This window comes from Herbiconiux aconitum (assembly GCF_024979235.1).
Lineage (GTDB): Bacteria > Actinomycetota > Actinomycetes > Actinomycetales > Microbacteriaceae > Herbiconiux > Herbiconiux aconitum.
This window is the reverse complement of sequence record NZ_JANLCM010000002.1, coordinates 1,235,785-1,262,730: the sequence shown is the minus strand read 5'-3', so window position 1 is coordinate 1,262,730 and position 26,946 is coordinate 1,235,785. Positions and strand designations below refer to the sequence as shown.

The 26,946-nt window shown below is 69.3% G+C and carries 19 protein-coding genes; 14 read left to right on the top strand and 5 right to left on the bottom strand.

All coding sequences use genetic code 11. From position 1 onward, the window contains the following. Window positions 1-117 precede the first annotated feature (117 nt). On the top strand, window positions 118-1,308 hold the full coding sequence (locus N1027_RS17350) for a DUF4192 family protein (RefSeq protein ID WP_259509506.1): 1,191 nt from the start codon (window positions 118-120) through the stop codon (window positions 1,306-1,308). Between the two features lie 47 nt (window positions 1,309-1,355). Here N1027_RS17350 and N1027_RS17345 read toward each other — a convergent pair whose 3' ends face one another. Genes N1027_RS17345 through N1027_RS17335 form a run of 3 tightly spaced genes read right to left on the bottom strand, consistent with a single transcriptional unit; the run spans window position 1,356 to window position 4,659 of the window. Further along, complete coding sequence (locus N1027_RS17345) at window positions 1,356-2,762, bottom strand: NAD(P)/FAD-dependent oxidoreductase (protein WP_259509504.1); 1,407 nt, start codon at window positions 2,760-2,762, stop codon at window positions 1,356-1,358. Between the two features lie 11 nt (window positions 2,763-2,773). Then, window positions 2,774-4,195, bottom strand: a complete 1,422-nt coding sequence (locus N1027_RS17340; protein WP_259509503.1) for an aspartate aminotransferase family protein — start codon at window positions 4,193-4,195, stop codon at window positions 2,774-2,776. Further along, window positions 4,192-4,659 carry an Lrp/AsnC family transcriptional regulator gene (locus N1027_RS17335; protein WP_259509501.1) on the bottom strand — a complete coding sequence of 156 codons (468 nt, stop codon included), beginning with the start codon at window positions 4,657-4,659 and terminating at the stop codon, window positions 4,192-4,194. Before N1027_RS17335 ends, N1027_RS17340 begins: the two co-directional genes overlap by 4 nt. Before the next feature lie 167 nt (window positions 4,660-4,826). Here N1027_RS17335 and N1027_RS17330 point away from each other — a divergent pair, with 167 nt between their 5' ends. The 13 genes from N1027_RS17330 (at window position 4,827) to N1027_RS17270 (ending at window position 24,337) form a co-directional block, all read left to right on the top strand. After that, window positions 4,827-5,924, top strand: a complete 1,098-nt coding sequence (locus tag N1027_RS17330; RefSeq protein ID WP_259509499.1) for an FHA domain-containing protein — start codon at window positions 4,827-4,829, stop codon at window positions 5,922-5,924. Between the two features lie 31 nt (window positions 5,925-5,955). Next, window positions 5,956-6,792 (top strand): PP2C family protein-serine/threonine phosphatase, encoded by an 837-nt coding sequence (locus N1027_RS17325; RefSeq protein WP_259509497.1) that lies wholly within the window; start codon window positions 5,956-5,958, stop codon window positions 6,790-6,792. Between the two features lie 7 nt (window positions 6,793-6,799). Beyond that, the gene (locus N1027_RS17320; RefSeq protein ID WP_259509494.1) at window positions 6,800-8,287 is read left to right on the top strand and encodes a serine/threonine-protein kinase; all 1,488 of its coding nucleotides are present in this window, start codon (window positions 6,800-6,802) and stop codon (window positions 8,285-8,287) included. Next, window positions 8,284-14,226 (top strand): Ig-like domain-containing protein, encoded by a 5,943-nt coding sequence (locus N1027_RS17315; RefSeq protein WP_259509492.1) that lies wholly within the window; start codon window positions 8,284-8,286, stop codon window positions 14,224-14,226. Before N1027_RS17320 ends, N1027_RS17315 begins: the two co-directional genes overlap by 4 nt. Before the next feature lie 15 nt (window positions 14,227-14,241). Further along, the gene (locus N1027_RS17310) at window positions 14,242-15,213 is read left to right on the top strand and encodes an AAA family ATPase (protein ID WP_259509490.1); all 972 of its coding nucleotides are present in this window, start codon (window positions 14,242-14,244) and stop codon (window positions 15,211-15,213) included. Then, window positions 15,210-16,409 carry a DUF58 domain-containing protein gene (locus N1027_RS17305; RefSeq protein WP_259509488.1) on the top strand — a complete coding sequence of 400 codons (1,200 nt, stop codon included), beginning with the start codon at window positions 15,210-15,212 and terminating at the stop codon, window positions 16,407-16,409. The genes N1027_RS17310 and N1027_RS17305 overlap by 4 nt, the downstream gene beginning before the upstream one ends. A 62-nt stretch (window positions 16,410-16,471) precedes the next feature. Further along, window positions 16,472-18,751 (top strand): transglutaminaseTgpA domain-containing protein, encoded by a 2,280-nt coding sequence (locus tag N1027_RS17300; protein ID WP_259509486.1) that lies wholly within the window; start codon window positions 16,472-16,474, stop codon window positions 18,749-18,751. After that, a complete protein-coding gene (locus tag N1027_RS17295; protein WP_259509484.1) occupies window positions 18,748-19,392 on the top strand; it encodes an FHA domain-containing protein in 645 nt (214 codons plus the stop codon). Before N1027_RS17300 ends, N1027_RS17295 begins: the two co-directional genes overlap by 4 nt. A gap of 96 nt (window positions 19,393-19,488) precedes the next feature. Next, window positions 19,489-19,974: a hypothetical protein gene (locus N1027_RS17290; protein ID WP_259509482.1), complete on the top strand. Its 486-nt coding sequence runs from the start codon at window positions 19,489-19,491 to the stop codon at window positions 19,972-19,974. A gap of 153 nt (window positions 19,975-20,127) precedes the next feature. Further along, window positions 20,128-21,354, top strand: coding sequence for an ABC transporter substrate-binding protein (locus N1027_RS17285; protein WP_259509480.1), 1,227 nt, complete (start codon window positions 20,128-20,130; stop codon window positions 21,352-21,354). Further along, window positions 21,354-22,553: an ABC transporter ATP-binding protein gene (locus N1027_RS17280; RefSeq protein ID WP_259509479.1), complete on the top strand. Its 1,200-nt coding sequence runs from the start codon at window positions 21,354-21,356 to the stop codon at window positions 22,551-22,553. Before N1027_RS17285 ends, N1027_RS17280 begins: the two co-directional genes overlap by 1 nt. A gap of 9 nt (window positions 22,554-22,562) precedes the next feature. Then, window positions 22,563-23,474: an ABC transporter permease gene (locus N1027_RS17275; protein ID WP_259509477.1), complete on the top strand. Its 912-nt coding sequence runs from the start codon at window positions 22,563-22,565 to the stop codon at window positions 23,472-23,474. A gap of 74 nt (window positions 23,475-23,548) precedes the next feature. Then, a complete protein-coding gene (locus tag N1027_RS17270; RefSeq protein WP_259510463.1) occupies window positions 23,549-24,337 on the top strand; it encodes an ABC transporter permease in 789 nt (262 codons plus the stop codon). A 19-nt stretch (window positions 24,338-24,356) separates the two neighbouring features. Here N1027_RS17270 and N1027_RS17265 read toward each other — a convergent pair whose 3' ends face one another. Together N1027_RS17265 and gabT are read right to left on the bottom strand one after the other, a co-directional pair. Further along, window positions 24,357-25,490 carry an asparaginase gene (locus tag N1027_RS17265; protein WP_259509474.1) on the bottom strand — a complete coding sequence of 378 codons (1,134 nt, stop codon included), beginning with the start codon at window positions 25,488-25,490 and terminating at the stop codon, window positions 24,357-24,359. Beyond that, a complete protein-coding gene (gabT, locus tag N1027_RS17260) occupies window positions 25,487-26,896 on the bottom strand; it encodes a 4-aminobutyrate--2-oxoglutarate transaminase (protein WP_259509471.1) in 1,410 nt (469 codons plus the stop codon). The genes N1027_RS17265 and gabT overlap by 4 nt, the downstream gene beginning before the upstream one ends. Window positions 26,897-26,946 lie beyond the last annotated feature (50 nt).

The window sequence follows — 26,946 nt, the reverse complement described above, 5'->3', positions numbered from 1 at the left end:
GGTCTCCGCGGTCTCCGGAATGAGGGTGAGTTCTCCACAATCCTCGTCGCCCCCGGATCCGTGCACAGATCGCGCGCGAACGGACCCCGCCCGCGAGCAGTCGACGACACTGTCCGCATGACCACGATCTCATCGCCGCCACGGTCGGCCCCCGCCTCATCCGCATCCTTGCTCGACGTCGAAGCCCTGCTGGGGTATCGGCCGGTGGCGAGTGTCGCGCTCTATCTGCGTCGGCGGCGACGGCCACCCGCGGCATTGCGCGTCGATCTACCGGCCGGGAACGCGCGAGACGCCGAAGAGCTGGCGCGGGCGTTGACCGGCCTGGTCGCGCGCGTGCCCGCCGCGGTCTCCGCCGAGATCGTGGTCTACGGCCGCGAGTCCGACGACCGGCCGTCGATGCGGGGGAACGCTCCGCTGGTGCGCGTGATCCGCTCGCGGCTCGTGGCGGCCGGATTCGAGGTGCCGCGCGTGCTCTTCGTCGTGCGTGGTCACTGGGCTGACGCGCAGATCGAGGGGGGCGCCGATCCGTGGCGCCGTCTGCCGGTCGGATCTTCGGGGCGCGGTGGCGCCCCTGCGGAGATCGCGGCGCATCCGCCCGATCTGCATCACGGTCCGTTCGTGCCGATCGCCCCGGCGTCGGAGCACAGGCGTGCGCGGGCGATGGCCGCCCTCGGTGTGCTCATGAACGCCCTGCCAGCCGACGCTCCCGACGGGGGTGCCCACCCTGACAGCGGTGGCGGCGGAGGCGGGGGAGGCGGGGCCGAAGAACTGTCGGAGGTCGATGTCGTCGAGACCCTGCTGCGCTGGAACGCGGTGCTCACCGCCGGGCCCGGTTCACCTCTGCCCTCCGACGCCCGGGCCGTGGCGCTGCTTTGGTCGATTCGCCACCGGGTCGTGCGCGATTGTGTGCTCATGCTGTGCGCCTGGGGGTTCGATGCCGGGGTCATCACCTTGCACGAGGCCACCGAGCCTGAGGATGCCACCGTCGGCGGACAGGCGGTGCACGACACCGTCCTCGGCGTCGGAACCCGGCCGCCCGACGCGGCGGGGCTCCGTTCGGCCATCGAGCTCCTCCGGCACCTGGTGTCCTGCGCGCCCGAATCGATCACGGCGCCGGCGCTCACCATGCTCGCCTGGCTGGAGTGGGCGCGAGGCCGCGGCCTGGCGGCCGACTCCTACCTTGAGGCGTGCCGGCGCGCCGATCCCGACTACCGACTGGCTCGCCTGCTGCAGGTCATGATCCAGCACGGCTTCGTTCCCGAGTGGATCGGCGTCGATGCGGGCCCGACGCTCTGCCGATCCCGGTGACGATCGTGGTGTGCGCTCCGATGGGCGTTCCGATGTGCGCCTCGCCGTCAGTGGCCGGTGAGGGGAGCGAGGATGCGTGCGGCGAGCGAACGACGACCGGTCACCGATTCCTCCACGTCGGCCGCGCCGGTGCCGACGAGCCCCAGATTCGCGCCCAAGAAGCGGAACGGTTCGGGCTCCCACTTCGGCGACAGGTGGTTGACCCACGGGAGAGCGGTGAGTTCGGTCGACCGCCGGCCGATGAGGTCGGCGAGCGTGCGGCCGGCGAGGTTCGTGGTGCTCAGCCCGTCGCCCACGTAGCCCCCCGCGAAGGCGACGCCGGTGCGCGGGTTGTAGCTCGCCGTGGCGTGCCAGTCTCGCGGAACGCCGAGCGGCCCGCCCCAGCGGTGCGTCACCGCCCTGCCGCGGGCGGCCGGAAAGAGCTCGCCGAGGGTGTGTTCGAGGTGGTCGAACACCCGATCGACGCGGTCGTGGTCGGGCTTGATCGAACTGCCCCAGTGGTAGCGGGCGCCTCGCCCACCGAAGGCGAAACGATTGTCGGCGGTGCGCTGCCCGTAGACGAGGAGGTGCCGGTAGTCGCTGAAGGTCATGCCGTGCTCGATGCCGATCTCGTCCCAGAGCTCGTCGGGCAGCGGCTCGGTGGCGATCATCAACGAGTAGAGCGGCATGATCCGTCGCCCGACGCCAGGAAGCTGCGACCCGTAGGCTTCGGTCGCGATGACGAGTTCGTCGCAGGAGATGAGCCCCTCGCCGCCCTGTGCGGTGTACAGGGCGCGACGCGGCGCCCACTCCACGATCTCGGTCTGTTCGGCGATGACGACACCGAGACCTTCGACCACGCGCGCCAGCGCCCGCACCAGCTTCGCCGGGTGCACCCGGGCGCACGACGGGTCGAACGAGGCGGCGAGCGAAGAGCTCGCCTGCAGGGAGCGGGTGCGCGGGTCGTCGTGGGAGCCGGTGGTGACCAGCTCGAGCCGGTCGACCCCGAAGTCGCGCGCCGAGTCGACATCGGCCACAGCGGCGGCCCGCTGCACGGCGTCGCGGGCGAACACGATGGTGCCGCCCTTCCGGAAGTCGCAGTCGATGCCTTCGGTCTCGACCACCCGGCCGACCTCGTCGACGGTGTCGATCATGGCCTGTCGCATCGCGCGGGCCGCATCGTCGCCGTAGTGCCGGCGCAGCGCATCCGTCGATCGAGGAAAGAGGGCCGAGCACCACCCGCCGTTGCGGCCGGATGCTCCGAACCCCACGACCTCTTTCTCGACGATCGTGATGGCGAGCGACGGGTCGGCCTTCTTCAAGTAGTAGGCCGTCCAGAGACCGGTGAGGCCGCCGCCGACGATACAGACACCGGTCGAGACGTCGCCCGAAAGCGGCGCCCGAGGGGTGAATTCGTTCTGGTTCGATTCTGCAAGGGAATCGAACCAGAACGATACGTCGCGATAGTCGCGCATCGGGCGCGCGGCTAGAGTCGCGACCAAGCTTCGGTGAGCACGCTCCGGAGTATCTGCTCGATCTCGTCGAATTCGGCCGGGCCGACCGTCAGGGGCGGCGAGAGCTGGATGACCGGGTCGCCTCGGTCGTCGGCGCGGCAGTAGAGGCCGGCGTCGAAGAGGGCCTTGGAGAGGAATCCGCGGAGCAGACGCTCCGACTCGTCGTCGTCGAAGGTCTCGCGGGTGGTCTTGTCTTTCACCAGCTCGATGCCGAAGAAGAAGCCGTCTCCGCGAACATCGCCGACGATGGGCAGGTCGGTGAGCTTCTCGAGGGTCTGGCGGAAGATCGGCGAGTTCTCACGCACGTGCTCGTTGAGACCCTCTTCCTCGAAGATGTCGAGGTTCTCGAGGGCGACGGCGGCCGAGACCGGATGCCCGCCGAAAGTGTAGCCGTGGTAGAACGCGGTCTGGCCGTGCTTGAAGGGCTCGTAGACCCGTTCGTTCACGATGGTCGCGCCGATGGGGGAGTAGCCGCTCGTCATGGCTTTCGCGCAGGTGATCATGTCGGGCTCGAAGCCATAGCTGTCGCAGGCGAAGTAGTTGCCGATGCGGCCGAAGGCGCAGATCACCTCGTCGCTCACCAGGAGCACGTCGTACTTGTCGCAGATCTCGCGCACCCGCTGGAAGTAGCCGGGGGGAGGAGGGAAGCATCCACCCGAATTCTGAACGGGCTCGAGGAAGATCGCGGCGACGGTCTCAGGGCCCTCGAACTGGATCATCTCCTCGATACGGTTCGCAGCCCACAACCCGAAGGCCTCCTCGGTGCCGTCGAAGCCCATCTCGTGCGCCCGGTAGTAGTTCGTGTTGGGCACCCGGAAGCCCCCCGGTGTCACCGGCTCGAACATCTCCTTCATGGCCGGGATGCCCGTGATCGCCAGCGCGCCCTGCGGGGTGCCGTGGTAGGCGACGGCGCGGGAGATGACCTTGTGCTTGGTGGGCCGGCCCTGCAGTTTCCAGAAGTGCTTCGCCAGTTTGAAGGCGGTCTCGACGGCTTCTCCGCCGCCGGTGGAGAAGAAGACGCGATTCAGCGAACCGGGTGCGAGGTGCGCGAGCCGGTCGGCGAGTTCGATGGCCGACGGATGCGCATACGACCAGATCGGAAAGAAGGCGAGCTCCTCGGCCTGCTTGGCGGCGACCTCGGCGAGCCGCTTGCGGCCGTGCCCAGCGTTCACGGTGAACAGGCCGGCGAGACCGTCGATGTACTTCTTGCCCGTCGAGTCCCAGATGTGGTGGCCCTCGCCGCGGGTGATGATCGGAACCCCGGCGCCGGACTCCATGACCGACTGGCGGGCGAAGTGCATCCACAGGTGGTCTTTCGCCATCCGCTGCAGCTCGGCATCGCTGCGGTTGGCGCGCGCTTGGGCGGAGGAGACGGGTTGTTCGGTGGTTGTCATCGTGTGCCCCAGTTGTAGAGCTGCTTGTGCAGCTTCAGATAGACGAATGTTTCGGTGGATTGCACGCCCTTGAGCTGCCGGATCTCGGAGTTCAGCAGGGCGATCAGGTCGTCGTCGTCTTCGCAGACCACTTCGGCCAGGATGTCGAAGGTGCCGGCCGTCAGCACCACGTAGTCGACCGAGGGCATCTTGGCGAGCGCGTCGGCCACCACGCGGGTGTCGCCGGAGACCTTCAGGCCGATCATGGCCTGCCGGTAGAAGCCGAGTTGCAGCGGGTCGGTGACCGCGACGATCTGCATCACGCCCGACTCCGTCAGCTTCTGCACGCGTTGCCGCACCGCCGCTTCGCTCAGCCCGACGGCCTTGCCGATCTCGGCGTAAGAACGACGACCGTCGTCCTGCAGCTGCTCGATGATCGCCTTGGAGGTGTCGTCGAGCTGGGATGGTCGCGGCTTGGTGCCCATTGCTCGATACTGTCAGGTCAACGGGGCACCGGCAAGCGAATCCGTAGCAAATCAGAGATTCGACTGAGGAAATCAACAGTAGTCGGGTGTTCGGTCGCGTCGCGCGATCGATCGACCGCCGGGGCGGACCGCGGTCGGTTGGGGCGTGGCGGTAGTACCGTGACCGCATGGGGAGTCTTCGTTTCGTGCCCGCCGACGGTGAATGGACGGTGCTGGCGGCGTGGCCGACGGTGGTCACCATCTCGGCCGGAGTGCCCGATGCGGTGGTGGATGAGATCTGGACCGCGCTCGGAGCCACGGACGCGTCGATCGAATCCGTCGTGTCGAGCATTCCGATCCGTGGTGCCGCCGCCGACTCCTCTTTCACGGTGGTGCGCTTCGAGCCCGACGGCGGTGTTGCTCTCGACCCGGCGCATCCGCCTCTCGCGTGGACGGCGACGGTCGTCGCACGCGGCTCGGCGGCTGTCGACCTCCTCTCCGTGGGCGGCTCACGACGCTTCGGTTCGGCGGGCATGCAACCGTGGGCGCTCGCCGAGTTCCCCTCGGTCATCGGCGTCTCGACGGGAGCCCTGCCCCCGGTGCCCGAATCGCTCCTGCGTCTACCCACGGATGCGCGCCGCCTCGATCACGGGATCGCGCACGCCTCGCGCATACTGTGGGCTGCATCTGCCGAAACGATCGTGAACGAGCGAGGGATGGACCGCGACGGCGACACCGCGGAAAGCCCGACAAAAGGCATCGACCACGACCCCGACACGGCTGACGGGGACACCGTCATCGGGCTCCGGTCCCGGGCAACGGTCGACACCGTCGCCCCGGTTGTGGAGGAGAGGACGGGCGACGGTGCTGAGGCACCCTTCGACCTCGCAGCCGACGAGCCTGTTCCCCTCTACGAGATCCGGGTGGGTGACCAGCCCGTTCTCGAGTTGACCGGTGCCGTCGTGATCGGCCGGCGCCCCCAGCCACGACGGTCACCCGACCGACTGTTCACCCAAGCTCCGGCACAAGCCCTGATCACGGTCGATTCTCCCGACCAGGAGGTGTCGGCGAACCATGTCGAGATCGCGCTCAGCGGCCGCACGGTCGTCGTCACCGATCTGAGGTCGACCAACGGAACCACGGTCCGGATTCCCGGCCGGCCCGCGATGCGGCTGCGTCAAGGAGATTCGGTGGTCGCATCCGGGTCGGCTATCGTCGAAATCGGCGACGGAAACGTTATCCACATCTCGTCGCGAGACCGGGGAAACACCGGGATCACCGTTTAGGATTCCCGGATAGCTGTCAGGAGTTGACCTAGTGACCCAGATCGGTCGAACGAGCGCGCGCGTCAGCGTGACCCGCGCCGGAGCGCATCCGCGCCGCATCACCCTGTCGTGGGCAGCGCTCACCGACAAGGGCAACAAGCGCGCCGCCAATGAAGACAGCGCCATCTCCGAGGTGCCGGTGTTCGCGGTGGCCGACGGCATGGGTGGGCACTCCGCGGGCGACGTGGCGAGTGCCGCCGTGGTCGACCGCCTGGGCGAGATCGGCTCGGCGGTGACCGATGCCGACTCCATCGAACTGGCTCTGGCCCGGGCGCTGACCGACATCGACCGGGTGGGCGACGAGTCGGTGCTCGGCACCGGAACGACGGTCACCGGAGTGGCGCTCAGCGAAGTCGACGACGACCTCGCCTGGATGGTGTTCAACATCGGCGACTCGCGGGTCTACCTCTTCTCCGAGGGTGAGTTGAGTCAACTGACGGTCGACCATTCGGTCGTGCAAGAGCTGATCGACGCCGGGCTGATCACCCCGCAACAGGCTGAGCACCACCCCGACAGCAATGTCATCACCCGCGCGGTCGGCTTTCACGAGAAGCCGGTGCCCGACTACTCGATCCTGCCGATGGTGGCGGGGCAGCGCATCCTGATCTGCTCCGACGGCCTCACCAAAGAGCTCACCGATTACGGCATCCGCCACTACCTCTCCACGACGCCGACGGCCGAGCGGGCCGCCACCGAGCTCGTGACCGCAGCCCTGGCGAACGGCGGGCGCGACAACGTGACCGTCGTGGTGGTCGACGTCGAGGCCGACGAGTCCCTCGCCGAGCCGGTCGAGTCGCACGGCACGCGTCGCGGCACCGGGCGGAACTGAGGTTCCGATGGTCCGGCGTCTGCCTTCCCCGCCCCCACCTCTCCCCGGGTTCACCTCGGTGCGCGTGCTGGGCTCCGGAGGATTCGCCGACGTCTTCCTGTTCGAGCAGAACATGCCGCGCCGCCAGGTGGCCGTGAAGGTCATGCTGCCCGAGGTGGTGAACGAGCAAGTGCGGCGGATGTTCCAGGTCGAGGCCGATCTGATGGCCAAGCTGAGCGCGCATCCGTCGATCCTCACCGTGTACGAGGCCGGCGTCTCCTCCGACGGCCGCCCCTACCTGGTGATGGAGTTGTGCTCGTCATCGCTCGGTCAGCGCTACCGCAACGAGCCGCTTCCGGTGGCCGAGGTGCTGCGGATCGGCGTGAAGATCGCGGGCGCGCTGCACACCGCGCACGAGCAGGGCATCCTGCACCGCGACGTGAAGCCGTCGAATATTCTCCTCACGGCATACGGTGCTCCGGTGCTCTCCGACTTCGGCATCTCTGCGTCGACTCGGGGCAACGCGGCCGTCGACGTCGTGGGGATGTCGATCCCGTGGTCGGCGCCGGAGGTGCTCTCCGAGGAGACCCAGGGTTCCGTGGCGTCGGAAGTGTGGGCGCTGTCGGCCACGCTCTACTCCCTCCTCGCCGGCCGCTCGCCTTTCGAGCAGCCGGGCAGCGGATCGTCGCCCGGCGACCTCGCCCGCAGGATCGCGAAGGCGAAGCTCGCGCCGATCGGCCGCAGCGACGTTCCGGGCTCGCTCGAACGCATCCTGGCGAGGGGCATGGCGAAAGACCCGGCGCAGCGACCCTCGTCGGCGCTCGAACTGCTGCGTGAGCTGCAGGCGGTCGAGACCGAACTCGGCCTCTCGCAGACCAGTGCCGAGATCGCGATGGCCGAGTGGGCGGGCGATTACGCACGGGATTCCGACGATCGCACCGTGCTGCACGCCGCTGGGGCTACGGGTTCCACCGCGTCTGCGCGTCGTCGACGGGCGAGCGCGTCGACCGCCACGCGGGCCGGTGGCGGGCCTGGCGCGGCCGGAATCGCACCACCGTCGGGTGGCTCCGCCGACCGGCACCCCACGCGCACCTCCCGATCCGACACTGGCGAGCGTTGGGGAACGAGCGCCGGCACGGGGCGCCCCGACGGCACCGGGCGAGGTCGCGGCATCCGCATCGCCGTGATCGTGGCCGCTTCGGTCGTCGTGGCCGGCGGGCTCGCTGCCGGAGGCATCGCCCTCTCCCAGCAGGATGCGGGGCGGTCGATACCGAGTGTCGGCGAGATCAGCGCCGCCACCACCGGCGGCCGCATCCTGTTCTCCTGGAACGACCCGGGACTCGGCGACGGCGACAGTTACCGCGTCACCACCGGTGCCGGCCAGAGCTCCGTGCAGCGCAGCAACGAGTTCGCCGCGTTCCCCACCGACGGCTCGTCGGTCTGCATCTCGGTGGCGGTCGTGCGCGCCGGCAAGTCCGGGGCCGCCAGTTCAGAGAAGTGCGCAGCCCTGGAATGATCACCCGTTCCGGCCTGGCGACCTGGGTCGCCTCGCACAAATCCCTCGTCGCGTCACTCACCAGCGGCACCGTGGTCGCGGCGCTCGTCGCGGTGGCCGCCGTCGCGTCGACGGGGTACACGGCGCAGAAGGTCGATCTCGACGATGCAACGGTCTGGGTGACGAGCGATCAGCACCAGGCCGTCGGTCGCGCGAATCCGCAGATCGGCGAACTCAACACGGCCATCCGGATGGAGTCGGGCTCCCTCTCGGTGAGCCAGAACGGTCAGACGGTCGTGGTGAGCGACCTCGGTGGAGGCGAGGCACGCATCCTCGACACCGCGAGCGCGGTCGTCGCCGACACGGTCTCACTGCCGGTGGGAGACGTGCGCATCGCACTGACCGCATCCGTCGCGGTCATCACCTCCCGCACCACGGGCGACGTCTGGCTCACCTCGCCCGATTCACTGGCGACGTTCGACCCGGCCGCGCCGGCCGATCTCACGCTCGGCGCCGGTGGAGACACGGTGATCGCCGACGACGGCACGGTGTTCGCGGTCTCGGCTGCGACCGGAATGGTGTTCGCCGTCGATCCCGCGGCCGGCGGCGGCGACGCCCCGATGACTCCGATCGCCGTCGACCCGGCCGACGATCTGTCGATCTCCGCCGTCGGCGACCGTTGGGTGGTTCTGGATCGCACGGCCGGCCGCGTGTTCACCGCGAGCGACTCGTTCGAGGTGGAGCTCCCGACCGGCGCCGACGAGTCGTGGCTGCAGGCCGCCTCGGCGACGGCCCCGGGCGTTCTCGTGGCCACCGCCGAGGCTCTGCTCGAATTCTCGCTCGCCGACGGCTCGGCCACCGTGCTGTCATCGGGCCACACCGGCCTCTCCGCCTCACCGGTCGAGGTGGGCGGGTGTTGGTATGCCGGCTGGTCCGACGGCAGGTCGTGGCAGCGCTGCGCCGACGAAGAGCCGAAAGAGGGCACGCTGGCCGGCGCCGCGTCGGCCAACGGGCTCGCCTTCCGCACCGACGGCCTGGGCGGTGTGCTGCTGAGCGACACGGTCACGGGGCGATCCTGGGATGTCACGCGCGACAACGCGCCGATCGACAACTGGAACGACCTGCTTCCCGACACCACGGCCGAGGAGCAGTCCGACGACACGGTGACCGACGAGCCCGTCACCGTCGATCCTGCCCAGCGTCCGCCGGTCGCCGTCGACGACGAGCTGGGCGCCCGCCCGGGCCGCTCGACGGTGCTGCCCGTGCTCCTGAACGACTACGACCCCAACGGCGACGTCATCGTGATCGACGAGGTGCGGCTGCCCGACGGGGTCGACTGGACCGTCGAGAAGATCACCGACGACCAGCAGCTGCAGCTCAGCCTCCCTCCCACCGCGAGCGGCGAGATCGCGTTCGGTTACACGATCTCCGACGGCCGTGGCGGAACGGCCGACGCCACCGTGCGTGTCGCGGTGCGCGCACCGACCGAGAACTCGCCGCCCGTGCAGAGCAACCGGTCGACCGTCGACGTGGCGGCCGGCGGCCGCGCCGAGTCCGACATCCGGAGCGATTGGTACGACCCCGACGGCGACGCGTTCTTCGTGCAATCGGCCGCCGCGCCCGCTCCGGATGTCGTCACATCCACGCCGGATGGCGTCGTCACCTTCACCGACGCCGGTCAGGCGACGGGAACGAAGGAGGTCTCGCTCAGCGTGAGCGACGGGTTGGCCGCGACGGCCGGCACGATCGGGGTCTCGGCGCACCAGGCGGCCGAGGTCCCGTTGATCGCGGAGGGCTTCGTGGTGTTGGCCAAAGTGGGCCAGTCGGTGCAGCTGACTCCGCTCGACCACGTGCGCGGCGCGTCACCGGCGGCCAGGCTCGCGAACGTGCCGGCGCACGAGGGGTTCGAGATCACGCCCGACTATGCGGGCGGCACGGTTCGCGTGACCGCCCAGGCCGCCGGTTCCGACACCATCGACTACGCCGTGTCCGACGGCGCCAAGACGGCGTCGGGCGTCATCCGCATCATCGCGACCCTCCCGCCGGACGCCAATACCCGCCCGGTCACCGTGCCGCACGCCGCCTTCGCGCGTCAGAACACGAGTGTGCTGGTCGACGTGCTGGCCACCGACTTCGACCCGGCCGGGGGAGTGCTGATCGTGAGCGGTGTCGACGGGGTCTCCGCCGCCGACGGACTGCGCGTGGAGATCATCGATCAGCGCATCATCCGGGTCACGCTCACCCGACCGCTGGAGAGCGGCAGCAGCACCTTCACCTACACCGTCACCAACGGACTCGCGGATGCGCAGGGCTCGGTGAGCGTCGTCGGCATCCCCGACCCTCTCCACCGCCAGCCACCGGTCGCGGTGCCCGATGCCGCGTCGGTGCGGGTGGGTGACGTCGTCGACATCCCGGTGCTCGCGAATGACGTGCAACCCGATGGCGACTCCCTCGCGCTCGCTCCCGAACTCGTGCAGGGTCTCGGAGCCGATTCCGGCATCCTCTTCACCTCCGGGTCCCGGCTGCGCTATCTCGCACCCGACACCCCCGGCGACTTCACGGCGGTCTATCGGGTCGACGCCCCCGACGGGCAATGGGCGACGGCACCCGTCACGATCAGCGTGCGCGAGGCGGATGCGACGGCGAACGCCGCGCCCGTGCCGCACGAGGTCACGGCGCGGGTGATCGCCGGTGAGACGGTGCGCATCCCCGTTCCGCTCACCGGCATCGATCCCGACGGCGACTCGGTGCAGTTCCTCGGCATCGACTCGGTGCCCGACAAAGGCACGGTGGGAGAAACCGGTTCCGACTGGATCGACTACACCGCGGGCGACTACTCGACCGGCACCGACGACTTCCGCTACACCGTCGTCGACCGACTCGGCGCGCGAGCCTCCGGCAGCATCCGGGTCGGCGTGAGCGCACGGCTCGACGGCGCTCGCAATCCGGTCGCCACGCCGGACGAGGTGCTCGTGCGCCCGGGCAAGACCGTGCTGATGCGGGTGCTCGAGAACGACTCCGACCCCGACGGCGGCGCCCTGACCGTGACGGATGCCGCGCCGGTCACCGAGGGAGCTACCGCCACGATCGTCGACGACATGCTCTCGATCGTGACGCCCGGCACTCCGGGCCGTTACGGCTTCATCTACACGATCGCGAACGCCCGCGGCGGCACCAGCTCGAGCTTCGCCACCGTCGACGTCAGCGCCGATGCGCCGTTGGCCCGCCCGCAGGTGACCGACACCGTGCTCTCGCTCACCGACATCCTCGACAAGGGTTCCGTCGAGGTCGACGTGCTCCAGAACGTCTTCTTCGCCGAAGGCCCGAACAGCGAGCTCTGGCTTTCGGTGCTCCCCGCCTACGCCTCGGTGGCCCAGGTCGATCAGGCGCGAGTGCGGGTGCGGATCGAACCGGAGCGGCAGGTCATCCCGTTCTCCGTCGCTCATCCCGACGACCCGAACGTGCGGGCGACCGGGTTCATCTGGGTGCCGGGCTCTGACGACGCGCTGCCTCAGCTGCGCCCGGACGCGCCGAAGCTCGAGGTGCCGAGCGGCAGCCCGCTGAAGATCGCCCTGAACGATTATGTGGTGGCGGTGGGCGGTCGGCAGGTGACCATCACCGACCCGAACTCGGTGCGGGCGACCCACGCCGACGGTTCGCCGCTGGTGGCCGATTCGCGGTCGTTGGTGTTCCGCAGCGCCGACAAGTACTTCGGCCCCGCGTCGATCTCGTTCGAGGTGTCCGACGGGGCCGGTGCGACCGCCCGCACGGCGACGCTCGTGCTGCCCATCACCGTCACCCCGCGCGACGATCAGCCGCCCGTGTTCTCGGGTGCGACGATCGAGTTCGAGCCGGGTCAGCAGAAGGTGCTCGATCTGGGCCGGCTGACCAGCTCGCCCTCGGGTGTGTCGTCGGCATCGTTCCGCTACCAGCTGCTCGATCCGAAACCTGCGGGCTTCACGGCGCTGCTGCTCGGGTCGACCCTCACCGTCACCGCCGACGTCGGCGCGAAGAAGGGCGCTCAGGGCACCCTCGCGATCGGCGTCGGCGACGGAGTGAGCGCCGGCACCACCGGCCGCATCGAGATGTCGGTCGTGCCGTCCACCAAGCCGCTCGCGGTGCCGGCCACCGACACGGTGATCGCACCGCGCGGCCAAACCACCACGGTCGACGTTCTCGCCAACGACAGCGCAACGAATCCGTTCCCGCAGCAGCCGCTCACCGTCGCAGCGGTGCGTGGGGCCGACGCCGGCTCGTTGCCCGCGGGCGTCACCGTGGTTCCGAGCGCCGACAAGAGCGTGCTTCAGGTGACCGTGGCTCCGGATTCGCCGCCCAGTGACGTCACGCTGCAATACCAGGTGCTCGACGGCACCGGAGATCCCGATCGCGCCACCTGGGGCACGGTGCGCATCGCCGTGCAAGACAGACCGGGCCCGGTCACCGGCCTCACGGTCACCGGTTTCGGCGACCGCACGGTCACGGTCTCCTTCGCCGCCGGGCCCGCGAACAATTCGCCGATCACCGGTTTCGACGTGGTGACCCGCTCCGACTCCGGATCGGCCATCGTGAGCCAGTGCGCCAGCACCAGCTGCGTGGTCGGTACGCCCGGCAACGGACCAGGCAATGCCGTCACCGTGAGCGTCGCCGCGAAGAACGCGATCGGCAGCTCGGATGCGGCCGACTACGCGACCCCGGTGTGGTCGGATCTGCTGCCGTCGGCACCGGGCGCCGTGACGGTCTCTCCGCGCGACGGTGCGCTCGACGTGCGCTGGTCGGCGTCGACCGTCGGCGCCGGCGGATCTCCGGTGCGCGAATACGCGGTGACGGTCGACGGGCGCCCGGTCGCGACTCTCGAGGCGATGGGCAGCGGATGCGCGACCGCGGGCTGCCAGACGACGGTGACGGGCCTCGCGAACGGACAGTCGAGCACCGTCACGGTCACGGCGCGTAACGGGGCGTATCCGGCCCTGGCGGTGTGGCCGTCGGCGTCGGCGAGCGGCACGCCGTTCGGTCCGCCATCGGCGTCGACGGTCTCCGCGGTGGCGAACCTCGACAGCGGCCCGGGCTCGGTCACCGTCTCCTGGCCGGAGTTCTCGGGCAACGGCGACCGGGTGACGGGATACTTCGCGCAATTGCTCGCCGACGGCGTCGGCTCGGTGCCGGGAGGCGCCCAGTCCTGCTCGGTGTCCAGGCCCGCGCCCGGCACGGTCGATCCGCCGCGCGTCGGCGGCGACGTCGTCGCCCAGCAGAACCTCGGTGCCGACGGCCGCAGCGCCACCTTCGAGGGCCTCACGAAGGTTGATTCGACCTATGCGTTCGTGGTCTGGGGCTACAACGCGGCCGGCTGCGTCGCCTCGGCCGTGGTGTCGGCAGTCGCCTATCCGAGCCCCGGCCAGATCGACGCATCCGGAGTCGCCCTGTCGATGGAGCCACTCGACGGGGGGCTCTCCGTCGACGTGCGGCTCGATGCGGCGCCCACGCCGAAAGCGGTCGCGAACCTCCGCTACTACGTGCGCCCGGTCGACGGCGGCGGCACCGCGAGCGGCCCAGCCGTCGCCATCCAGCTCGGCAACTTCCCCCGCGAATTGACCGGCGGCGACTTCGGCGAGATCTACCGTTTCATCATTCGCGCCTGCAACGTCTGGAGCGGAGTCGAGGTGTGCGGCCCGTACTCGGCGCCCGTCACCGCCCCGGCGCCGTCGATCACCCTCGACTTCGACCCGACTCCGCCGAGCTTCGACGGCGCACCCTGGACTTGGGCGACCGGGCCGCAGAACGGCCCCCTCCAGCCGCAGTACTGGTGCGGTTCGCACGCGGTCTACCTCGCCAACGAGGATCATCCCGAGAATCTGCCGCAAGACCAGGTGGTCGGTGCGAACTCCTGCACCCCGAGCACCTCGGTGGCCGACCCGGCCCTGTATGTGCAGATCGGCGGCTACGGCTATGTGTACCTTGGCTAGCGGAGAGGTGCGCACATGACGATGACGACCGAGCAGGCGGCGCGATTCGCCGACGTCTTCGATCGCCTCACCAGCAACGTCGAACGCACGCTGCACGGCAAGTCGCACGTGATCCGTCTGGCGCTCACAGCGCTGTTCAGCGAGGGTCACCTGCTGCTGGAGGACGCCCCGGGCACCGGCAAGACCTCGCTCGCCCGGGCGCTCGCCGACAGTGTGCGCGGCACCAGCAGCCGCATCCAGTTCACCCCGGATCTGCTGCCCGGTGACATCACGGGCGTCAGCGTGTACGACCAGAACAGCGGAGCGTTCACCTTCCACCCCGGCCCGATCTTCGCGAACGTCGTGCTCGCCGACGAGATCAACCGGGCGTCGCCCAAGACGCAGTCGGCACTGCTCGAGGTCATGGAGGAGGGGCGGGTGACGGTCGACGGCCGCGCGCATCCGGTCGGCGAGCCCTTCATGGTGGTCGCAACGCAGAACCCGATCGAGCAGGCCGGCACCTACCGGTTGCCCGAAGCGCAGCTCGACCGCTTCCTCATCAAGACCTCGATCGGCTACCCCGACCACGCCACGACCCTGCGCATCCTCGAGGGAGCGACGCAGAAGGCGCACGGCGATCCCTTGCCGCCCATCATCACCGCGGAGGGCGTCTCCCTGCTGGCCGCCGAGGCACGCACGGTGCACGTCGACCCCACCATCAACGACTACGTCTCGCGGCTCGTGCAGGCCACCCGCGACGCCTCGGAAACGCGGTTGGGGGCGAGTGTGCGAGCCGCGCTCGCGCTCATCCGCACGGCGAAGACCTACGCGGCATCCGATGCACGGCACTACGTGGTGCCCGACGACGTGAAGTCGCTCGCCGGCCCCGTGCTCGCCCACCGTCTGGTGCTCGACCCCGAGGCCGAGTTCGACGGGGTGACCTCGCTCGGCGTCATCTCGCAGATCCTGCTCGACGTCCCGCCGCCCGGGGACGTCTCGGCCGCATGAGCGAGCGCCGGCTGCCGGTCTCGATCGCATCGAGCGGGTGGGTCGTCGTCGGAATGGCCCTCGTGGGCCTCGGCTGCGGAATCGCCTTCGGCTGGACGGAGCTGGTCGTCGTCGGCCTGGTGGCGCTGGTCGTCGCACTCGTCGCGGCGGCCTTCCTGGTGGGTCGGTCGAGCGGCCGGATCGAGATCGACGTGCTCGACCGCCGGGTCGTGGCGGGCCAGGCGGCCACGGTGGCGGTGCGTGTCACGAACGACGCGACGCGCAGCCGACGAGCGCACCAGGCGGAGTTCGTGGTGGGCGGCCGTACGGAGATCATTCGCCTACCGTCGCTCGCGGCAGGGGAGTCCCGCGAGGTGCTCGTCTCGGTTCCGACGGTGCGGCGGGGTGTCATCACCGTGGGTCCGGTGACGATCGTGCGACGTGATCCGATCGGCCTCGCCCGACGCGAATCCGTGCGGTCGGACACCGCTGAGCTCTACGTTCACCCCACGATCGTGTCGCTCCCCGTCAGCACCACCGGTCTGTTGCGCGACCTCGAAGGCATCCCGACCGCCGACCTGACCGACAGCGACATGTCGTTCCATGCGCTCCGGCCCTATGTCGCGGGCGACGACCGGCGGCACATCCACTGGAAGAGCACGGCGAAGACCGGGGCGTTCCTGGTGCGCCAGTTCGAGCAGACCCGGCGGAGTCACTTGATCGTGGTGCAGTCGCTGAGTGCGGCGGACTACGCCTCAGACGAGGAGTTCGAGCTCGCGGTGAGTGTGGTCGGCTCGATCGGGGTGCGCGCCATCTCCGACGGCACGACGGTCTCGGTGTTCGCGGGGGAGGGTGTGAGGCGACGCGCTCAGGGCGGGGCGCGGCTCCGCGTGCGCACCCCGCGAGAACTGCTCGACGACCTGAGTGCGATCGAGGAGTCGGGCTCTGCGCGGGCCGCGCGCGTGCCCGCGGTGGCCCGGTCGGTGGGCGAGTCGGCCCCGGATGCCTCGGTGGTCTTCCTCGCGTGCGGATCGACGGTCACGGCTCGCCAATTGAGGGCGGCCGCCTCGCACTTCGCGATCGGTGTCGAGGTGGTCGCAGTCATCGCCGAACCCGAGGCGGAGGCGACCTTGGTGCGCATCGACTCGCTCCGCATCACGCGGATCGGTTACCTCGACGACCTCGTGCGCACTCTCACGCGGGCGGTGGGCGCGTGAGCGCGCCAGCTGCGGTTCGGGGCGGACGGTCAAGCCGGGCGCCGAGCGGCCCGGGCGATCGGATGCCCACCGGGCGCATCGTGGCGGCGGCGATCGTGTTCGAGATGCTCACTCTGGTGGCCGCAGCGGCCTGGTGGCCGATCTACGAGTCGCCGGCCTTCGTGCTGCTCGCGCTGGTCACCGTCACCGTCGGAATCGCCCTCGGAGCCGCGGGCGCCCGCTGGTCGTGGCCGAGTCACCTGGTGCTTCTCGCGACACTCGTCGCCTGGCTCCTGCTCGGCGTGCCGCTCGCTGTGCCGGCCAAGGCCCTCTGGGGAGTTCTTCCGACCCCGGCAGGCCTCGCCGATCTCGTCGTCACGACCGCGGCCGGCTGGCGGCAGCTGCTCACCATCGAGCTGCCGGTGGGCGACTACCAAGCGTTGCTTGTTCCTGTGTTCGTGGCCCTCCTCGTCGCCTCGGTGCTCGGCGTGTCGGTCGCCACCCGGGTTTCTCGACCGGCGTTCGCCGTCGCGATCCCCGCCCTCGTTCTGATCGGCGGGATCGCGTTCGGCGGGGCGGTGGCATTCGCTCCGATCGCGGTCGGCGGACTGTTCGCCGCCGTCGCCGTCGCTTGGCTCGTCGTGTCGCGCATCCGTGTGCCCGGGCGGGCGGTGGCGGCTGCGGCGGGGGTCGTGGCGGCCGGACTCGTGGTGGCCGTCGGTGTGACGGTCGCGCTCCCCGCTCCCGACCGCGTGGTGGCTCGGGATGCGGTCGAGCAGCCGTTCGATGCCCGCGACTATCCGAGCCCGCTCTCCGGATTCCGTGCTTACTCGAAAGAACCGCTGGCCGACTCGGTGGTGCTGACCGTCACGGGTGCAGCGTCGGGCTCGCGAATCGTTCTGGCGCGGATGAACGACTACGACGGAGTGGTCTACAACGTCGGCGGTGCCGAGGACTCGGATGCGCTGTTCTCCCGCGTGCCCGAGCGCCTCGGCGGATCGGGCACGAATGCGGGGTTCGGGGGATCGCCTGGTGGGGGATCGACGAGCACGGCCGAGATCCGGGTCGGGGACTACGACTCGGTCTGGGTTCCCACGACGGGCGATCCGGTGGCGATCTCGTTCTCAGGACCAGGCGCCGAGGCGCTTCAGAATTCGCTCTACTTCAGCGCTGCCCTCGCCACGGTCGCCGACACCGCCGGGCTTCGAGAGGGAGACTCCTACACCCTCACCACGCGGGATGCGCCAGCCGCGACCGCAGCGTCGACATCCGTCGATCTCGCCGAACTGACGCCCGGCGCCACGCCGCCCGCGCAGAGCGAGGCGGTTCCGGATGCGGTCGCCGTGCGGGTGGCCGAGTGGGCGCCCGCGTCCGGCTCGCCTGGAGAGCGGCTCTCCGGCATCGTCGAGGGACTCCACACCGGCTACCTCTCCGGCTCGGGCGACGGGGAGGTGTTCAGCCGATCCGGCCACGGGGCCGACCGCATCCAGGAGCTCCTCACGGTGTCGCCGATGCTCGGCGATGACGAGCAGTACGCGGTGGCGGGTGCCCTGCTGGCCGAAGCCGCCGGATTCCCGGCGCGTGTGGCGATGGGGTTCACCGTGCCCAGCGACGGCGACTCCGGCGGCGGACCCGGTGGACCCGGTGCGGCCGGTGCGCCGGTCGACGTCCGGGGCCGGGACGCGAGTGCCTGGACCGAGGTCTACACCGCCGAAGAAGGCTGGGTTCCCTTCGACGCGGCGCCGGAGCCCCGACCGATCCCGGAGGCCGAACGGGACGACAGTTCCACCGCGGTGCAGCCGCCCGACGTCGTTCCGCCGGCTGCTGACGACCCCGACGACCCGGTGGAGGCGGCCCCGCTCCAGCAAGACGACGAGCCGGCTCCCGACGACGACGTGTTCGCCGCTGTGCTGCGGATCGCGCTCGTGGCGGTGCTCTCGCTCGCGGTGATCGCGATCGTGCTCGCCCCGTTCTTGATCGTGCTCGCCTTGAAGAAGAAGCGGCGCACCCGCCGGCGCACCCAGGGCTCCGCCCGAGCCCGCGCGGCCGGTGGCTGGGCGGAACTGGTGGATGCGGCACGCGACGTCGCCGAGGCACCCCCGGCGAACGCGACCCGGCGCGAGGCCGCCCGGTCGCTCGGCGGCGATTCGGCCGTTCTCCTGGCCGAACGGATCGACGGTGCGGTCTACGCTCCCACCGACCCGCCCGACCGCGAGATCGAGGAGATCTGGGAGGCCTCCGACGCCGAGCGCCGGCGTCTGCTGGAGTCGCGAGGGTGGTTCGCGCGGCTCTCGGCGCGAGTGTCGACGCGGTCGTTGCGCACGTATCATGGCAGGGGAGAGAAGAGGCGGGACATCCGGTGAAGTGCAGAACGTGCGGCACGACGTTGACCGCGGGGGCATTGCTCTGCGGTGAGTGCGGCACTTCCGCCATCGCACCGCGTCCGACGCTCGGTGACACGGAACGGCACGATCGCCGGGCGCTGCTCGAGGCGATGGCGCGGGAGGCGTCCGCATCGGCGCCGGCTCACGCCGCTCCTGCCCACGTCTCCTCGAAGCCGGCCGCCCCTCACGCGCACGGTGTTCCTGCGCATGCCGCCTCCGCGCCCGCGCATGCCGCCCCGTCAGCCCCTCCTGAGGCGCCGTCGCCCGCAGACCCCGCCGCGGTCTCCCGCAGCGGTCCCCTGTTCAGTCTGGTGTTCAGCACGGGAGAGAGCATCCGCGTTTCGGGTAGCGGTCTCGTCGGGCGCAATCCGGCGGCTGGCGAGGGCGAGTCGTTCGAATACCTCGTGCAGATCGTCGACCCGGAGCGCAGCGTCTCGAAGACCCACTTCGAATTCGGGGTCGACGGCGACCGGCTCTGGATCGCCGACCGGGGGTCGGCGAACGGAACCCGACTGGGGCTCGATCTGGTCGACCCCATCGATCTCGTTCCGGGGGAGCGGATGCGCGTGCCCCGCGGCACCCGGATCGGCATCGGCGACCAGTACCTCGACGTGCACTGACGCGGTGAGTTCTCCACAATCCGCCCCGAACCGATTCTTCTCCACAGATCGGATGCGTGCCGCCGGCACGGGGAGCCCGTCGCGTTGACTGGGTGCATGACCCACCAGCCCCGTTCCCGCGTCGTCCGCCTCGGATTCACCGCCCACGGCGAACCCGTGCCGCTCGCGCTCGGCGCCTCCGACGCCCGTCTGCTGGTGGTCGGTGGGCGTCAACCCGTCCTCGCTGTCGCACGGTCGTTGATCGTGCAGCTGACCGCCCAGTGCGCTGCCCCCGTGCTCCTGAGGGCCGATGACCGCATCACGATCGACGACGTTCCCGTGGTGGCGCTGGTCACCGACGAGACCGTCAGGCCGCCGCCGCCGACGCCGAACGGCGACACCCCTCGGCTCACGATCGACGATGTGCCGTGGGCGCTTCTCCACGCTGATGCGCGAATTCGCGTCCGTTGCCTGCTGACTTCGCGTGCCGAGTTCCCTGCCCTCCTCGAGGCAGCACGGATGCGTGGCCGCGAGCGTACTGGTCGGCATGCCCGGGCAGACGAAAACGGAGGTCATTCCGCTGCTGTGGCACTGATTTCGTAAAGAGTTTGTTTCGATGTGCTGGTTTTCGTCGTGGATGCTGTCGAATCGAGCACCTCGTGTGCCAATATCAGACCTACCATTTTCCGGGCTCCACAGCCTCCCGGAATCGTGGCTCGCACACGGCCTGGCCCCTTAGAGGAAAGCGTGAAGAGGATGACCTTGAGACCCCCACAAGACCCGATGATCCTGCAGGCGATCCGGCACTCCCAGGCCGTGCAGCGTGCGCGTGCGCTCTCACTCTCCCGTCGCGGATTCCTCGGCGCCGCGGGCTTCGGCGCCACGGCGTTGGCGCTCGCCGCCTGTTCGACCGGCGAGAAGAAAGAGCTGACGCCCGCGAAAGACGTCTCGGCGACCGAGAAGACGCTCACGTGGGACAACTGGCCCGCGTACATGGATGAAGACGACGCCGGCAACTACCCGACTCTCATGGGTTTCGAAGACCAGTCGGGCATCACCGTCACCTACAACGTGGCCGTCGACGACAACAACAGCTACTACGCCAAGGTCAAAGACCAGCTGGCGCTGGGGCAGGACATCGGGGCCGACACGGTGTGCCTCACCGACTGGATGGTCGCCCGCCTGGTTCGGAACGGATACGTGCAGGAACTCGATCACGCCAAGATCCCGAACATCGCGAACCTGAGTCCGTCGTTCGCCAACCCCGACTTCGACGAGGGCCGTCATCTCTCGCTGCCCTGGCAGGGCGGCTTCGCCGGCATCTGCTGGAACAAGGAGAAGGTGCCCAATGGGCTGAAGAGCGTCGACGACCTGTGGGACTCGGCTCTGAAGGGCCGCGTGGGCGTGCTCTCCGAGATGCGCGACACGATGGGTCTCATCATGCTCGCGCAGGGCGTCGACATCACAGGCGAGTGGGGCGACGACGAGTACGCGAACGCGATGGACCAGTTCACCAAGCAGGTCGACGACGGGCAGATCCGCAACATCAAGGGCAACGCCTACCTGAACGACCTGCAGAGCGAAGACACCTTCGCCGCCATCTGCTGGTCGGGCGACATCACCTCGCTGAACGCCCAGGCCGGCGACAAGTGGGAGTTCGCGATCCCGGATGCCGGCGGCACGCTCTGGAACGACACCTTCGTGGTGCCGATGGGCTCGGCCCACAAAGAGAACGCCGAAGCGGTCATGAACTACTACTACGAGCCGGAGGTCGCCGCCGAACTCGCGGCCTGGGTCAACTACGTGACCCCGGTGGTGGGAGCAAAAGAGGCCGCGATCGCGCTCGACCCCGAGCTCGCCGAGAACCAGTTGATCTTCCCAGACGAAGAGACGCTCTCCACGGTGCACGTGTTCCGCACCCTGACACCGCAGGAGGAGAACGACTACCAGGCGCAGTTCCAGAAGGTGCTGTTGGGCAGCTGATGGCCATCGCATCGTTCGCCGACAAGGGCGCCGACCTCGAACTGGTCGGCATCACGAAACGGTTCCCGGGCTTCACCGCCATCGAGGCGCTCGACCTCTCGATCCCGGCTGGGTCCTTCTTCGCGCTTCTCGGCCCTTCCGGGTGCGGAAAGACGACCACGCTGAGGCTGGTGGCAGGTCTCGAGGAGCCCACCGCCGGGCGGATCCTCATCGGCGGCAAAGACGTCACCTCGACCAAGCCGTTCCAGCGCCCGGTCAACACCGTCTTCCAGTCGTATGCGCTCTTCCCGCACATGACTATTCTCGAGAACGTGGCGTTCGGGCTACGGCGACGGAAGGTCGGCGATCCGGTGGCCAAGGCGCACGAGGCGCTGAAACTGGTCGAACTCGACCACCTCGCCACGCGACGGCCTTCGCAGCTCTCGGGCGGTCAGCAGCAGCGCGTGGCGCTCGCCCGGGCGATCGTCAACCGTCCCGCGCTCCTGCTGCTCGACGAGCCCCTGGGTGCCCTCGATCTGAAGCTCCGGCGACAGATGCAGCTCGAGCTGAAGACCATCCAGACCGAAGTGGGCCTGACCTTCTTGCACGTGACGCACGATCAGGAGGAGGCCATGACCATGGCCGACACCGTCGCCGTGATGAACAAAGGCCGAATCGAGCAGATGGGGGCTCCCGAAGAACTCTACGAGCTGCCGCGCACCGCGTTCGTGGCGAACTTCCTCGGCCAGTCGAACCTGTTCACCGGCCCCGTCACCGGCACTTCGGCCGACGCCATCGTGGTCGACGTCGCCGGGGTGCCCATCACCGTGCCCCGAGCGCGTGCCAAGAGGCACGCCGGCCAGGTCACCATCGGCGTGCGGCCCGAGAAGGTCTCCCTGCTCACCGAGGCTCCGACACCGCAAGCCGGCCGCAACGTGCTCGGCCCCGGCCGCGTCACCGATGTCTCGTTCAGCGGAGTCAGCACGCAATACCTCGTCGCGGTTCCGGGGGTCGCCGAACTCACCGTCTTCGCCCAGAACATGGTGTTCGGCCCGGTCGTTCACGAGGGCGCCGAGGTGTGGATCTCGTGGAATGCCGACCACGGGTTCGGACTCGAAGACGACCCGGCCGACGCTCCCCGGTTCGCGCCCGACGACTCCACCGAATCGATCGCGGTGCAGCGCCGGGCGGCGCTCGAAGAAGAGCTGGAACAGGCGTAGGGCGGGGTCGTGGCCTTCACCGCGTTCTCGTCGCAAGCCGTCGCCCCTCCGGTGCCGCGCAAGCGGAGCTTCATCGCGCTTGTGCTCCTGCTGCCCGGCATCCTCTACCTGGTGCTGTTCTTCCTCGCGCCGCTGATCTCGCTCGTCATCACCTCGTTCCAGCAGCCGGTGCTCGACGGCGACATCGGCGAATTCACCACCGGGTTCCAGTGGCAGAACTACACCGACGCCCTGGGGGAGTACTGGCCCCTGATCCTGCGGTCGTTCGGCTACGCGCTCATCGCGACCGTGCTCGCGCTGGTCATCAGCTACCCCATCGCGTACTTCATCGGCGTGAAGGCCCGGCGCTGGCCGCTGCTGCAGAGCCTCATGCTCACTCTGGTCATCGCACCGTTCTTCATCAGCTTCCTGCTCCGCACGCTCGCCTGGAAGCAGATCATGTCCGACGAGGGGCCGATCGTCGTCTTCCTCAAGTCCATCGCGGTGCTGCCCTCCGACGGGCATCTCACCGGCACCGCCTTCTCGGTGATCTTCGGGCTCACCTACAACTTCATCCCGTTCATGACCCTGCCCCTCTACGCCACGCTCGAACGCCTCGACACCCGCTACATCGAGGCGGGCGCCGATCTCTACGCGAGCCCGTGGACCACATTCCGCAAGGTCACCATTCCGTTGTCCATGCCCGGAATCGTCTCCGGAACGCTCCTGACCTTCATCCCGGCGGCCGGTGATTACATCAACGCCAGCCGCGACTTCCTCGGCAGTTCGTCGACGGCGATGGTCGGAAACGCGATCGAGGCGAACTTCCTGGTGCTGCAGAACTATCCGATCGCCGCGGCACTGTCGATCGTGCTCATGGCCGTGATCCTCGTCATCGTGGGGTTCTACGTGCGCCGCTCCGGAACGGAGGACCTGATATGACCAGTGCCGTGCCGGCCAAGGCCTTCGAGCAGGCCTCCTTCGAGCCCTCACCCGCGTCGCGTCGACGGTTCCGGATGGGCGGAATCGGGCTTCCCATCTACACGGCGTTGGCCCTGCTGTTCCTGCTCATCCCGATTGCCTACACCTTCATCTTCTCGTTCAACGACTCCGGCAAGCTCAACATCGCCTGGCAGGGCTTCACCTTCGACAAGTGGCTCACGGTCTGCAACACGCAGGGGCTCTGCGAGGCGTTCGGCAACAGCATCCTGGTGGGGGTCGTCGCCACCGTCATCGCCACCGCGCTCGGCACACTGATCGCCATCGCTCTGGTGCGGTATCGGTTCCGTGCCCGATCGTCGATCAGCCTGCTGCTCTTCCTGCCGATGGCGACCCCGGAGGTCGTCCTCGGTGCCGGTCTCGCCGCGCAGTTCCTCACCATCGGGGCCGAGAAGGGGCTCGTCACCATCATCCTGGCGCACACGATGTTCTGCATCAGCTTCGTGGTGGTGACGGTGAAAGCGCGGGTCGCCAGCCTCGACCCCGCGCTCGAAGAGGCCGGCCGTGATCTCTACGGTTCACCCTCGCAGGTGTTCTGGCGCATCACCTTCCCGCTGCTGCTGCCCGGTATCGCGGCGGCCGCCCTGCTCTCCTTCGCGCTGAGCTTCGACGACTTCATCATCACGAACTTCAACTCGGGCGCGGTCGACACCTTCCCGAAGTTCATCTACATCGCGGCGGCCCGCGGCATTCCGGCGCAGGTGAACGTCATCGCGTCGGCGGTCTTCCTGCTCGCGATCGTGATCGTGGTGGTGGCTCAGGTGAGCCGGGCAGCGCGAGCCAAGCGCCTCGCCAAACAGGGCTGAGCTACAGCAACAGCAACAGCTACAGCTCGGGCGACACCCGGATGCGGCCGACCGGGTCGGCCCCGCCGGAGACGGTGAGGTCGAGGAGATCGGTCATGCCGCTGACCTGCTCAGTCGTGAGCGACCCATGGCGGGCCAGCAGCGTCAGGGCCACCAAGGACGCCGCGCGCAGGTTGCCGTCGAGCATCTTCAGGGCCACGGAGGCGCCGTCGGGCGTCGCCATCACCATCACGCCCTCCGCGCCGAGCTTCGCCACGACGCCGAGCCGGTCGATCACCACGGTGTTCGCACGCCCGGGCCCGTCGATGGCCCAGCCGTTCGCGAGGATGCTGTCGGTCAGCCACTTCGCCGGGCCGGAGTCGGCACGGCGAATGCGCCCGATGCCCCGCGCCAGGCCGGTGAGAGAGAGCGCGTGCACCGGAGCGCCACATCCGTCGACCCCGGAATGAGCCACCGGCTCACCGGTCTCCCGCTCGACCACCGACAGGATTCGCTGTTGAAGCGGATGCGCCGGGTCGAGGTAACTCGCGGTGTCCCAGCCGTTCTCGACGCACGCGAGCAGCATCGCGGCGTGCTTGCCCGAGCAGTTCATGAACACCCGTTCCGGATGCCCGTGCGCGCGGATGACCTCGTCGCGCGCGGAGGATGCTCCCGGCCAATCGGCAGGGCAGCCGAGGTCGGAGGTCGAGAGGCCGGCACGATCGAGGATCGAGAGCACCACGGCGACGTGCTCCGGAGTGGCCGCATGACTGGCCGTGGCCAGCACCGTCTGCACCGGATCGAGCGAGACCCCGCTCTCCAGCACTGCGAGGGCCTGGAACGGTTTCATGCACGAGCGCGGGTAGACGGGGAGCTCCGGCGATCCGATCGAGATCGCCACCTCCCCGGCCGCGTCGACGACGACGGCGGAACCCGCGTGCCGAGACTCCACGAATCCGCTGCGGTCGACGACCGCGAGCTCCACCGAGTCAGCGAAGCTCGCTGTTCCGGGCTCGGAAAGTCCCCCGGCCGCGGACTTCTCCAATCCTGCGGCCGACCTCGGCGAATAGGCCGGAGCGTTGCTCGTCGTTTGGAGTTGTCCGAGGGAATCGGCCGATTCGGCCACGCCCGGGCCGCCGGCGGCAGCAGTCCCGCCCTCCGCCGCGTCGCTCATCGGGCGAGCTGGGCGAACGCCTCGTCGAGCACCGCGAGGGCGTCTTCGAGCAGTTCGTCGGAGATCGCGAGGCTCGGCAGGAAGCGCAGCACGTTGCCGTACGTTCCCGCGGTCAGGATGAGCACACCGCGCTGGGCGGCATACGCGGCGATCGCGCTGACCGCCTCGGCGTGCGGCGTCTTGGTGGTCGACCCGGTTCCGGGTTCGACCAGCTCGATCGCCATCATGGCGCCGATGCCACGCACCTCGCCGATGATGTCGTACTTGTCCTGCAGCGCGCGGAGGCCCGTCGTGAGCGTCTGCTCGATGCGTGCGGCCTCGCCCAACAGGGCGCCCTTCTCGATCTGCTCGAACACGGCGACTGCGGCTGCAGCGGCGACGGGGTTGCCGCCGAAGGTGCCGCCGAGACCGCCCGGCTGGGCGGCATCCATGATCGTCGCCCGGCCGGTCACGCCCGCGAGGGGGAGGCCTCCGGCGATGCCCTTGGCCGTCAGCACCATGTCGGGCACCAATCCGAAGTGGGTGCTCGCGAAGTATTCGCCGGTGCGAGCCATGCCGCTCTGGATCTCGTCGGCGATGAACACCACGCCTTGCGCCGTGCACCACTCCTGCAGCGCCGGCAGGTAGCCCTCGGCGGGGATGACGAACCCGCCCTCACCCTGGATCGGCTCCACGACGAGACACGCGAGATCGGCCGCGCCGACTGTCTTCTCGAGGTAGTTGATGGTGCGGGCGGCGGCTTCGGCACCGGACAGACCGTCGTGGTACGGGTAGGAGTTCGGCGCGCGGTAGATGTCGCCCGCGAACGGCCCGAATCCGGTCGAATACGGCGCAGCCTTGAAGTTCATGGCCATCGTGAGGTTGGTGCGGCCGTGGTAGGCGTGCTCGAGCACGGCGACTCCGGAGCGGCCGGTGTACTTGCGCGCGATCTTCACGCCGTTCTCCACCGCTTCGGCGCCGGAGTTCACCAGCACGGTGCGCTTGGCGAAGTCGCCGGGGGTGTGCTCGGCCAGGAGCTCAGCCACCCGCACGTACTCCTCGTAAGGGGTGATGGTGAAGAGGGTGTGCACCACGTCTTGCAGTTGCGAGGCGGCGGCGGCGATGACGGCGGTCTCGGTGTGGCCGATCGTGGTCACGCCGATGCCGGCGCCGAGGTCGATGAACTGGTTGCCGTCGACGTCGACCAGCACGGCCCCGTTCGCCTTGGCGATGTAGACGGGCAGGGCGCTCGAGACCCCGGGCGGCACGACGGCGAGTCGTCGCTGGTGGAGTTCTTGGGACTTGGGACCGGGGATCGCCGTCACGATCCTCCGCTCCTGGGTGACCGTGTACACGGGAGCCGTAACCTGCTCGGTGGCGGGCGTGGTCGCGGGCGCGGCCGCCGAGGCGTCGATGGTGTCAGTCATAGTCCGACAAGTTTAGGCCAGGCATCCTGGGCACCGGAGATAGCATGGCG